The organism is Bifidobacterium sp. LH_389 (genome assembly GCF_056357235.1).
The window spans coordinates 229,865-241,704 of the sequence record NZ_JBKEVR010000003.1 but is presented as its reverse complement, the minus strand read 5'-3'; the positions used below and the strand labels follow the sequence as shown (position 1 = coordinate 241,704).

Here is an 11,840-nt window from a genome sequence, read left to right as displayed (position 1 = left end):
GGACGGGACAGGGCGATGGATGGGCTGGAGAATGCCGCGCGACTGCTCAGACCGAAGGTGCTGCTTGTGGAGGACGACGAACGTCTCGGGGCCATCACCAAGGAGCTGCTGGACGACGACTATCGCGTCGCCTGGGTGACCGACGGGGCGTCCGGACGCAGCGAGCTGGCCAAAGGCTCGTTCGACGCTGCGATCATCGACCGCCGGCTGCCGGACATGGACGGCCTCGAACTCGTGCGCATGCTACGCGGGCGCGGTGTTTCGCTGCCGGTGCTCATGCTCACCGCCCTGTCCAGTGTGGAGGACATCGTCGCCGGGCTTGATGACGGCGCGAACGACTACGTGACCAAGCCGTTCCAGTTCGCCGAACTCGACGCCCGCCTGCGCGTGCTGCTGCGCGGGTCCACCGCCAACCAGCGCGCCTATCCAATCGGCGATTGGACGTTCCTGGCCGAGTCGGAAGAGGTGGAGCGCTTCGATGGTTCGCGCGTGAGGCTCACCGCCGCGGAATCGGCGCTGCTGCGCGTGCTGTGCGCCTCGCCGGACCACGTGTTCAGCCGGCAGGAACTGCTTGCCGCCGCATTCCACCCGGACGACGTGCCGGGCACCATCGACACGTACGTCTCCTACATCCGTCAGAAAACCACCAAGGAGCTGATCGTCACCGTGCGCGGGCGCGGCTACCGGATCGGCTCCCCGGAGGAATAGGAGCGGGCCATGCGTAAACCGACGTCTCCGGCACCGGCGCGAACGGCCTCGCGCGCCGCATCCTCGATCAGCCTGCGCATGGTCATCGCCATGAGCGGCATCACCGCGATCGGCCTGGTCATGCTCGTGGTGGGCGTGATCCTCGGTTCGCGCCACGAATTCAGCGAGCACGGCGTCGATCCCAACGACGTGAACGCCGCGGCGGCGGGCATCATGCAAGGCACGTGGGTGATCGACATCAAGAAGGCCATCCTGTTCATCGCCATCTTCGGCGTGTGCATCATCGCCGCCACGGGCGTGGTGGGATGGTTCTTCTCACGGCGTGAGATCGCGCCGATGCAGGAGGCCATGCGGTTGCAGCGCAACTTCGTGGCGGACGCGAGCCACGAACTCAAGACGCCGCTCGCGGTGATCGGCGCGCGCACCGAGCTGCTCGAGCACCGACTGAAGGCAGGGCGGCAGATCGAGCCGACCATCGCCGACCTCAGGGACGACGTGACGCGCATGAACGACGTGATCAACGACCTGCTGCTCGCCGCCACGAGCGCCCTCGAGAACGTGCCGACCGACGTGGGCGCGGCCGTGCGCGATGCGGTCGATTCGATCCGTCTGCTCGCCGACGGGCACGGCGTGACGCTCGACGTGACCGTGCCGGAGACCCCGGTCACCGTGTCCGGCGGGGAGACGGGCATCCGCCGCTGCGTGGTGGCCGTACTGGACAACGCGATCGCGCACTCCCCCGCCGGTTCCACGGTGGCCGTGCGCGTGACGGTCGAGCGCGGGCAGGCTGGGCGTGGGCAGACTGGACACGGGCAGGCCGTGGTGACCATCCGCGACCACGGCCCCGGGCTCGGCGACGATCCGGAACGGCTGTTCCACCGGTTTTCGCGCGCCGGCGGCGGGTCTGACCACCAAGGCTACGGGCTCGGACTTGCGCTGGCCCGCGACATCGCCGTGCGCTACGGCGGGTGGATCGACGCGGCACCCACGGCCGGGCCCGGCACCACCATGCGCGTCACGATCCCGCTGGCGAGGTGAGCCGGCGCGGGCGGACGGCTGGCAGAGGCGGGCGCACACCAGACTGGCACCGAGCCCGCCTAGCCCGCGCAAATTACGGGCTGCGCGGGCCGAAATTGCCGATTCACAGCACTATCGGGTCGCGAATCGGGCGAAAATCGGTCCGGAAATGCTGCGAATCGCGGATTTCGGCCCGCACAGCCCGTAATTTCGATGCCGAGCCAGCCCACCGCTCGTCTCGGGTCACGGTCATGGCCGCGGCCGAGCCCGTCTCTCCCGCTCACGGCCCGTCATCGTGCACTCGGACACGCTTCGGTCCCTCGATTTCCGCTCGATGCCGAACGCAGGGTAGGATGACGTCAAAATCCGAAAATCCTTTGACGTCATAGAAGCCCGCCACACCCATGTCACAGCACATCTCCCGTTCCGGCCAGCCCGACCGCTCCGCCGCCACAGACACCGTTACCGCACCGGCCGCCCAAGCCCCTCAGGCCGACATCCCTCAGACCGCGCACGCCGCCCCGCACGCCCGGACCACGCCGGCCACTCTGCGCGACGACCGCTTCTTCACCCCCGCTGTCATCTCCCTCGTCATGATGAGCTTCATGCTGGGCATGAGCGAGTTCATCGTCGTGGGCATTCTGCCGGATATCTCCGCAGGCCTCAACGTCTCGCTCACCACTGCGGGAGGTCTGGTCTCCCTGTTCGCCTTCGTCTACGCACCCGCCACGCCCATCGGTGCCGCACTGGCCTCCCGCTTCGAGCGGTTCAAGGCACTCGCGGCACTTACCGTGGTGTTCCTGCTGGGCAACATCCTGTGCGCCGTTGCACCGAACTACGCGGTGTTTCTGGTGGCGCGCATACTCATCGCCCTCGTCTCCGGCACCACCGTTTCCACGTCCATGACCTTCGTGGACGACGTGGCGACCCCCAAGAACCGCACCAAGTTCGTGGCGTGGGTGTTCTCCGGCTTCTCCGTGGCCGCGGTGTTCGGCGTCCCGGCAGGCACGGCCATCGCCAATGCGATGGGCTGGCGATGGGCATTCTACGTGATCGTGGCGCTCACGATCGTGCTCCTCGCCGCCATGTTCAAGGTGCTGCCCAAGAACCATTACGGGCCGCGCAGCCGCTTCCTCGCGCAGTTCTTCATCTTCACCGAGGCGCGCATCTGGGCGGGCATCCTTGCGGTGCTGTGCGGCGCGGCGGCGACCTACGTGTTCTATACGTATCTCTCACCCATTCTGCAGGACGAGATCGGCATCCCGGCAGCCTGGGTGAGCATCGCCCTGAGCGCATACGGCCTCATGTGTCTGGCGAGCAATCTGTACAGCGGCAAACTGGGCGACCGCGGCCGCGGCGTGAAACCGCTGATCGGCGTACTGCCCATCTACGTGGTGCAGGCCGTGCTGCTGGCCCTGCTGCCGTTCGCGGTGATGAACCCGGTCACCGGCTGCGCGCTGCTGCTCGTGCTGGGGTTCTTCATGTACCTGCAGAACACGCCCTCGCAGGTGCTGTACATGGACGTGGCGGCCGAGACGCACCCAGGGTCGCTCAATCTGGCGTCCTCGTTCAATTCGATGGCATTCAACATCGGCATCGCGGTCGGCTCGGCCGTGGGCAGCCTGGTGACGGACACGGTGGGCATGCACTGGCTCGGACCGTTCGGCGCGATCTTCGCGCTGCTCGCCGCCGCCTGCGTGTTCTGGCTCAAGCTGGACGATCGCAGGCGCGAGGCGGCCGCCAAGTAGGCGAGGCGCGGCCGGCGAGGTACGTAGCGCACCGCACGGCACCGTAATTATCCCTACGGTAAAACTGCGATGCCATCTCTATCCGCCGGCCGCGAAAGCGCCTAGCGTAGGAGCCATGAGCATTCCAACGAAGTATCCCATGAAGCAATATCTCGGTGGCATTGTCGAGGCGCTCAAGGCTGCTCCCGGCAATGACGCCAACCCCAACGACGTGGAAACCATCCGCTTCTACAGCGAGCTTGGCAACGACGCGCCTGATTCCCAGCTGCCGAACGTGCTGGTGGCCATCGCCCGCGTGACCCGCGCGGTGTCCGAGGACGCCACGCACAAGGCCAAGTTCTCCGCCGCGAACGGCTTCACCTACGTGAAGGACGCCCAGACCGCCATCATGGCCACACTGGACAAGGCCTCGGAGGATCTGGTCGAAAAGCGCGGCTGACCGTCTTTACGACCACGTAGATGCAGCACGCGAATGCCTGCCGTTCCCCCATTTGCCGAACGGCAGGCATTCGTGCGTTTCGGCAAGGTGCACCCCCTCCGCGCGGTGCAGCCTTCGCCACGACCCATCGCAACCCCACCGCAGTGCGACACGCGGAAGCTTGCGTTTCTCGGTCGTTTGGCGTAGGTTATCTGTCTGTTGCCCAACAAGGCAACATGCGGACATAGCTTAGTTGGTAAAGCGCAACCTTGCCAAGGTTGAGACCGCGGGTTCGAGTCCCGTTGTCCGCTCGCAGACCCGGGCGGTTGGCGCAGAGGTAGCGCACTTCCCTGACACGGAAGGGGTCACAAGTTCGAATCTTGTATCGCCCACGCAAGTCGGAGCAATCCGGCCTACAACTGAATACCGTAAGGGTACGGGCGATTGGCGCAGCGGCTAGCGCACTTCGTTCACACCGAAGGGGTCGTAGGTTCGATTCCTACATCGCCCACCCGATTGCGAGTTACGGGGCTATGGCGCAGCTGGTAGCGCATCTCCATGGCATGGAGAGGGTCAGGGGTTCGAATCCCCTTAGCTCCACAATCAACGAAATCCCGCGGAATGGCAACGTTCCGCGGGATTTTTCATATCTGTATGCATCGCCATTGGCGTACGCCGGTGTGCACCGGTAGGTACCCCGATGCACACCGGCGCCAGGTCTCCCCCGCTAGGCCGCCTGCGAGAACTGGCTGTTGTACAGTCTGGCGTAGAACCCGCCGGCGGCGAGCAGCTCGTCGTGCGTGCCGCGTTCTATCACGTCGCCGTGGTCCATCACCAGAATCATGTCGGCGTCGCGGATGGTGGACAGCCGGTGCGCGATCACGAACGAGGTGCGTCCCACGGTCAGCGCATCCATGGCCTTCTGGATGAGCTCCTCGGTGCGCGTGTCCACGGAGCTCGTCGCTTCGTCGAGGATCAGGATGGGCGCGTCCTGCACCATGGCACGCGCGATGGTGAGCAACTGGCGCTGGCCGGCGGACAGGGACGTATTGTCGTCGAGGACCGTGTTGTACCCGTCGGGCAGCGACCGCACGAAATGGTCGAGTCCCACGGCCTTGCACGCGGCCACGATCTGCTCGTCCGTCACACCCTGCTTGGCGTAGGCCACGTTCTCGCGCACGGCGCCGCGGAACACCCACGTGTCCTGGAGGACCATGGAGAACTGGTCGTGCACGTTCCAGCGCGGTACGGACGCGGTGTCCACGCCGTCGATGGAGATCGAGCCGCCGACGATGTCGTAGAAGCGCATGAGCAGGTTCACCATGGTGGTCTTGCCCGCGCCGGTGGGCCCCACGATCGCCACCTTCTGCCCGGCCTTCACGGAAGCGGAAAAGTCGTTGACGATCGGCTTGCCCGGCTCGTATTCGAAGCGGACGTGACTGAATTCCACGTCGCCGCGCACCGGCTTGGGCTTCCCGTCCGCATCGCGCCCCAGCAGCGCCGGCTTGGCGGATTCGTCGGCCATCTCCGGCTCCTCAAGGAAGCCGAATACGCGCTCGGATGCGGCAGCGCAGCGCTGCAGGTTCTGGAAGGCCTGCGCAAACTGCGCGAGCGGCTGGGTGAACAGGCGGATGTACATCATGAATGCCACGATCACGCCGAATTCGATCTGGCCGTTCATGGCGAGCGCCGCGCCCACCACGCACACCACTACGTAGCCGAAGTTGCCGACGAACTGCATGAGCGGCATCATGAGACCGGACAGGAACTGGGACTTCCAGCCGGAGTCGTACAGGTCGGCGTTGTAGCGCTCGAAGCGGCGGATGGAGTCGGCCTCGCCGTTGTACGCCTTGACGATGAGGTGGCCGGAGTACATCTCCTCCACGTGGCCGTTCACGTCGCCGAGGGCGGCCTGCTGACGGACGAAGTACCGCTGCGACGCCTTCATGATCGTGCCCATGAGGAGCAGTCCGAGCAGGCTGGCGCCGATCGCGCACAGGGTCATGATCACGTTGTTGTAGAACATCATGATCAGCGCGCCCACGAACAGGGTGACGGAGGTGATGAGCGAGCCGAGCGACTGGCCCAGCGTCTGGCCGATGGCGTCCACGTCGTTGGTGATGCGGCTGAGCACGTCGCCGTAGCTCACCCTGTCGAAGTAGCTCAGCGGCAGCCGGTTGATCTTGGCGCTGATCGCCTCGCGCAGGCTCTGGGCCGTGCGCTGGGTGACGTTCGCCATGAGCCAGCTCTGCACGTAGCTCAGCAGCGCGTAGCCTACGTAGAGGGCCACGAGCGTGAAGCCGATGCGCGTGACGGCGTCGAAGTCGATGGCGCCCATGACCGGCCTGCCGTTCACGATCGCCGGAAGCCCCCGCACGATCGCGTTGGTCATGTCCTTGAGCTTGTCCGGCCCGATGATCTGGAACACCGTGCCGATCGCGCCGAGCACGAGTGCGACGGCGATCACGGGGATATACCGGCGGCAGAACCGCACGAGCTTGCCCAGCACGGCGCCGAAATCCTGCGGCTTTTCGACCGGCGCGCCCATCGAGCCCGGCCCGCCGTGCGGCCTGTTCCCCGGTCTGTTCCCCGGTCCGCGCACCGCCCCGCCGCGCAAGGCTCCGCGCGAACCGTCATGGAGTCCGCCGCGGGACTCACCGCTCGCCCCGCGTTCCGTTCGTTCTTCCTGTGCCATTGTTCAAAGTCCTTCCTGTGTTGGCCCATGTTTGGCCTGCATGCGGCCTATTCCGGCCCGTTCCGGCCTGTTCCCGGCCTGTTCCGGCCCTGTTGCGGCACGCGCCGGCCTGCGCTACGCCGTCAATTCCGCCTTGCTGAGCTGCGATTCGGCGATCTGCCGGTACACCTCGCAGGTCTCCAGCAGCTGCCGGTGCGTGCCCTGGCCGACCACGCGGCCGTCGTCAAGCACCACGATGAGGTCGGCGTCCATGATCGTGCCGATGCGCTGGGCCACGATGAGCTTGGTCGTGCCCTTGGCGTGCTCGGCGAGGGCGTCGCGCACGGCCCGGTCGGTGGCGAAGTCGAGCGCGCTGAACGAATCGTCGAAGACGAGGATCTCCGGGTTGCGGTACACGGCCCGCGCGATCGACAGGCGCTGCCGCTGCCCTCCGGAGACGTTCGAGCCACCCTGTGCGATGGCCGCGTCGAAGCCGCCGTCCATGCGCTCCACAAACTCGGTGGCCTGGGCTACGTCGGCTGCCTCGCGTACGCGCCGGAGCGTGGCGTCGCCGGCCGGACGGTCCTCCTGCGCCGCATCTCGCGCGAGCAACTCGGCCTCGCGCCTGCGCCCGGCCGCGGTGGAGGTGTCCGCCAGTTCGACGGTGACCGTCTCCCCCGGATGGTCGCCGTAGCTCACGTTGCCGGCAACGGTGCCCTTGAAGAGCACGGATTGCTGCGGCACGTAGCCGATCCTGTCGCGCAGCGCGGTCAAGTCGCAATCGCGCACGTCCACGCCGTCCACGAGCACCTGCCCGGAGGTGACGTCGTACAGACGCGGCACGAGGTTGACGAGCGTCGACTTGCCGGAACCGGTCGAGCCGATGAACGCGACGGTCTGCCCCGCTTCGGCCTTGAACGAGACGTGCTCGAGCGTGGGTTCGCGCGAGTCCGGGTAGGTGAAGCTCACGTCGCGGAATTCCACGGTGCCGGCGGGGCGCTTGGCGGGCCCGGCAGCAGCGGCAATGTTTCCCGTGAAACGTTCGCCGTTTGCGGGGTTCTTCACGGCCGGCTCGGTGTCCAGCACCTCCATCACGCGCAGGGCGGACACGTCGGCGCGCGGCCAGAGCACGAACACCATGCTCATCAGCAGGAAGCTCATGATCACCTGAACCGAGTAGCTGGAGAAGACGACCATGTTGGAGAACACGGTGAGCTTGTCCATCGCGCCGGCGGCGTCGATCAGGTAGGCGCCGATCCAGTACACGGCAAGCATGAGGCCGTTCATCACGGAGTTCATGAGCGGCATCATGACGGCCATGGCGCGGCTGGTAAACAGCTGGGTGTCCGTGAGTTCCCGGTTCGCCTCGGTGAATTTGGCCTCCTGATAGTCCTCGGCGTTGTAGGCGCGCACCACCTTGAGGCCGGTGAGGTTCTCGCGGGCCACGAGGTTGATGTTGTCGGTCAGGCGCTGCATGGCCTTGAACTTCGGCATGACCATCGCCATGAGCACGACGATGGCGACGAGCAGTACCACGACCGCGATGCCCGTGGCCAGCGTCCATTCGAGGCCCTCGCCGGCGATCTTCGCCACGGCCCAGACGGCCATGATGGGCGATTTGACGATGAGCTGCAGCCCCATGGTGATGAACATCTGGATCTGCGTGATGTCGTTGGTGGATCGGGTGATGAGGCTTGCGGTGGAGAAGCGGCCCATCTCCCCCGGCCCGAAGGATTCCACCTTGCGGAATTCGAGCGAGCGCAGCCGTTGACCGAAGGAGGCGGCCACACGGGCGGCGATGTACCCGGTGACCACGGCGCAGGCAGCCGATCCGAGCGAGACGAGCAGCATCTTGCCGCCGGCGATCCAGATGTCCGCCATGGCGCTGCCCGGCGTCTCCACCAGCGTGGTGATCCGCGACATGTAGTCCGGCAGTTTGAGGTCGAGCCAGACCTGCCCGACGATGGCCGCCAGCGCGATGAGCATCTGGCCCACCTCCGCCTTGGAGAGGTATTTCATGATGCGAAGCACGGCATTCCCCTTATACTTTTATTTTTCGGTATCGAATTACTTACAGTGTAAGATAATAGACATGAACCTTCGGTTTTCCTGAGAGCGAACGACGCGCTGTCGGTTCCTCAGTCCCGGCGTTCCGCAAACGCGGCGCGGACCTCCTCGGGCGTGGGACGCGGCCCGCCGGGATGGCACAGCGACAGATAGGTGGTGAACTCCTCCGCCAGCTCCACGAACTCGCGCGTGCGCCGCTCCCCCATTTGCGAGAAGATCCAGCACACCGCGTCACGCATCTCGGCCATGTCCGCTTGGGCCCGTTCGCGCCCCGCATCCGTCAGGTTCACGCACACCACGCGCCGATCGTCCGGATCCACGTCGCGCACGATCAGCCCCTTCTTCTCCAGCGCCGCCAGAACGGTGGACACCCGCCCGGACGTCGTCCCCATCGATGCGGCCATCTGCGACGGCGTCAGCATACCCCGATGCAGCAGCTCATGCAGCACGAATAGCTCGCCATGGGTCCCGCGCAGCATCTGGCGCTGCATCTTCGACCGACTGCCCTTCATGCAGGCGAACAATGCGTCCACCGCTTCCTGCTCGTACCCCATGCGCGCTCCTTCCGCCTGAAACCGTCATCATAGTATCTTACACGCAAAGGTATTTTGCTGCGCGCGATTGGAGTGCGGGCGGAGTGGGACCGGAGAAGACGGGCCCAAGGGCAGGAGTGAATCGGAGCGGGGGCTTGAGCAGGGCGGAAGCGGGGAGCAAGCCGGGACGAGGCTTGAGCGGGGCGAGGGCGGATCGGATTGGGTAGGCCTGGGACGGGCTTGGGGCGAGGGCTTGAACCGGGGCTGAGCTTGACCCGGAACGAGGCTTGAGCGGGGCGGATTGGCCCGGGGCGGAGCTTAGACCGGCGCCAGTCCTGCCCTGAGCCGGGCACACGTGCACGTCGCCGAGCCGCCCTGCCGCACACCGCGGCCCACTCATAGGTCAAAATACGGGCCGCGCGGACCGATCTTCCCGATTCACAGCACTATCGGTCCGAAATTCAGGCGAAAAACGACCCGAATGTGCTGCGAATTGCAGATTTCGGCCCGCACAGCCCGTATTTTCACACCGCGCACCAGCGGCACCCACGAATGCGGCAAGCCGTCCCGCCCCCCACGCATACGGCAGGGCGCCGCGCCCGGATTGCTCCGTGGCGCGGCGCCCACAGCTCCATAACGGGTGGCTCGGCCCGAAGCCAAGCCGCCCGAAGGCCAGAAAACTCAGCCCTTGTAGCCGAAGTTCGGGATCTCGGCCCAACGGTCGCGCAGGAAGTGTGCGGCGAGCTTGGGCTGGCGGTCGCGCGTGAGGATGCCCTTGCGGTTGCCCTCCACGCGCATGGTGCCCTGAATGGTCACGAAGTCCGCGAAGTTCCACAGCTGCTCGCCGATGAACCACGGGCGCTTGTCGATCTCCGCATCGATGCGCGCGTAGTAGTCGCGCTGGTATTCCTCGCTCCACATCTTGCCGTGGGTGCCGTGCACGCCCTCCATGGTGTCCGCGCCGTACTCGGTGAACATGACCGGCTTGCCGATCTTCTCCCACCAGTCGAGCTCCACGTTCAGCGCGTAGCACGCCGCGTCGAGGTCGCCGGACAGGTTGTACCAGCCGTAGTAGCGGTTGATGCACACCACGTCCATGGTGCGGGTGACCAGATCCTTGGTGTAGTCGTTCTGGCAGCACACGATGGTGACCGGGCGGTTCTGCGGGTCCACCTCATGGGCGAGCTCGTACAGCGGGGTGAAGTACTTGAGCGCGTTCTCGGACTTCTCGCCGCCCTGGTCGTACCACGGCTCGTTGGCGAGCGACCACATGACCACGCTCGGGTGGTTCTTGTCGCGGGCGATCATGTCACGGATCACCTGCTCGTGGTGCTCGAACAGCGCCTTGTTGGTGTACTGCGGCCAGCTCATGCCCACGGCCGGGGTTTCGTCGATGATCACGATGCCTTCGCGGTCGCACAGGTCGTACATGTTCTCCGCGTACGGGTAGTGCGAGGTGCGGAAGGAGTTGGCGTTGAGCCAGTGGATCAGCGAGACGTCCTTGACGTTGAGCAGCTGGTCGGTGCCGCGGCCGTGGAAGTAGCTGTCCTCGTGCTTGCCGAAGCCCTTGAAGTAGAACGGCTTGCCGTTGATGAGGAACTTCTGGTCCCTCACCTCCACGGTACGGATGCCGAAGGTCTGCTCGTACTGGTCGGCGTCGGCCACGGAGCCGTCTGCGCCGGCGAGCGTGACGTGCGCGGTGTACAGGTAGGCAGCGCCCGGGTTCCACAGGTGCGCGGCGGACAGCGTGATCTCGCCCTTCGCACCGGAGGCGGTGGCCACCTCGTTGCCGAATTCGTCCTCGATCGCCACGCTCACGGCGGCCGGATCGGCATCGCCGCCCAGGGTCACCTCGTAACCGATGGTCGCCGGGCCGGTCTCGCCCTCGCCCAGGCCTTCGGTCACGGTCTTGGTGGTCACGGCCACGTCCGCGATGTACGCGAGCGGCGTGGTGTACAGCTCCACATGGCGGTTGAGTCCTGCGAAGTTGAAGAAGTCGAAGTTGGGGCGGTTCTGCGGCTTGGCGTAGCGCTTGCCGGCCTCCACGGAGGGGATGCCCGCGTTGTCGGAGCCGAAGAACGCCACGTTGCCCTCGTTGCCGATGGGCAGGGTGGACTGGTTGATGCGGTTGTCCACGGCCACGGTGAGCAGATTGTCTCCGGGCTGGATCTTGCCGGTCACGTCGAACTCGAACGGCAGGAAGCCACCCTTGTGGCTGCCGAGCTTCTCGCCGTTGAGGTACACATCCGCGGCGTGGGTGGCGGCGTCGAAGCGGAGCACCACGCGCTGGCCGGCGATGCTGCGCTCGGGCAGGCTGAACGTGCGCTGGTAGACCACCCAGCCGTACACGGCGTACAGATCGGTGAGGTCGTTCTGATCGTTGTAGGAGCCGGGCACGGCCATGGCGATGGGCTCGGGCAGCGCCTTGCCGGTCCACTCGGCCGGATAGTCGGTCTCACCTGCGGTCCTGAAGTCCCATACGCCGTCGAGGCTGAACACCAGGCGGGCATCGTTGGTCTGAGGGTAAAGCATGTCTGTTTTCCTCCCTGCATTGCTGACGGCTTTGTCTCTTACCCTCTAAGTATACACGCAACTTCGATCAGTTTTGCGCATTTTCCATCAGAAAGTGTCAGAATTTTTGGAAACCAGTTTCTGGAACGGTGCAGACGGTGCGC

The 11,840-nt window shown here is 65.6% G+C and carries 7 protein-coding genes, 4 tRNA genes and 2 pseudogenes; 8 read left to right on the top strand and 5 right to left on the bottom strand.

Translation table 11 applies throughout. The features are described 5' to 3' along the window. Positions 1–15: 15 nt before the first annotated feature. The 8 genes from AC1AZA_RS05155 to AC1AZA_RS05120 all read left to right on the top strand — a co-directional run bounded on the left by AC1AZA_RS05155 (position 16) and on the right by AC1AZA_RS05120 (position 4,491). Positions 16–708 carry a response regulator transcription factor gene (locus tag AC1AZA_RS05155; protein ID WP_476513667.1) on the top strand — a complete coding sequence of 231 codons (693 nt, stop codon included), beginning with the start codon at positions 16–18 and terminating at the stop codon, positions 706–708. A 9-nt stretch (positions 709–717) separates the two neighbouring features. Continuing rightward, positions 718–1,746, top strand: coding sequence for a sensor histidine kinase (locus AC1AZA_RS05150; RefSeq protein WP_476513666.1), 1,029 nt, complete (start codon positions 718–720; stop codon positions 1,744–1,746). A 572-nt stretch (positions 1,747–2,318) separates the two neighbouring features. Further along, entirely contained in the window at positions 2,319–3,473 is a 1,155-nt protein-coding gene (locus tag AC1AZA_RS05145; RefSeq protein ID WP_476513764.1) for an MFS transporter, read from the top strand. A 139-nt stretch (positions 3,474–3,612) separates the two neighbouring features. Beyond that, a complete protein-coding gene (locus AC1AZA_RS05140) occupies positions 3,613–3,912 on the top strand; it encodes a hypothetical protein (RefSeq protein WP_476513665.1) in 300 nt (99 codons plus the stop codon). Positions 3,913–4,129: 217 nt separating this feature from the next. Next, positions 4,130–4,202 (top strand) — tRNA-Gly (locus AC1AZA_RS05135). 9 nt (positions 4,203–4,211) lie between these two features. Next, positions 4,212–4,283, top strand: a tRNA-Val gene (locus tag AC1AZA_RS05130). Positions 4,284–4,329: 46 nt separating this feature from the next. Further along, positions 4,330–4,402, top strand: a tRNA-Val gene (locus tag AC1AZA_RS05125). Between the two features lie 16 nt (positions 4,403–4,418). Continuing rightward, positions 4,419–4,491 (top strand) — tRNA-Ala (locus AC1AZA_RS05120). Positions 4,492–4,618: 127 nt separating this feature from the next. On the opposite strand, the gene AC1AZA_RS05115 is transcribed toward AC1AZA_RS05120, so the two are convergent. The 5 genes and pseudogenes from AC1AZA_RS05115 to uidA form a co-directional block, all read right to left on the bottom strand. Beyond that, a complete protein-coding gene (locus AC1AZA_RS05115) occupies positions 4,619–6,439 on the bottom strand; it encodes an ABC transporter ATP-binding protein (RefSeq protein WP_476513763.1) in 1,821 nt (606 codons plus the stop codon). A gap of 261 nt (positions 6,440–6,700) precedes the next feature. Next, a pseudogene (locus AC1AZA_RS05110) lies at positions 6,701–7,558 on the bottom strand (ABC transporter ATP-binding protein); the annotation flags it as partial. A gap of 65 nt (positions 7,559–7,623) precedes the next feature. Beyond that, a pseudogene (locus tag AC1AZA_RS05105) lies at positions 7,624–8,596 on the bottom strand (ABC transporter permease); the annotation flags it as partial. A 107-nt stretch (positions 8,597–8,703) separates the two neighbouring features. Then, entirely contained in the window at positions 8,704–9,186 is a 483-nt protein-coding gene (locus tag AC1AZA_RS05100) for a MarR family winged helix-turn-helix transcriptional regulator (RefSeq protein WP_476513664.1), read from the bottom strand. Between the two features lie 660 nt (positions 9,187–9,846). Then, positions 9,847–11,697, bottom strand: coding sequence for a beta-glucuronidase (gene uidA, locus AC1AZA_RS05095; RefSeq protein ID WP_476513663.1), 1,851 nt, complete (start codon positions 11,695–11,697; stop codon positions 9,847–9,849). Positions 11,698–11,840: the final 143 nt, after the last annotated feature.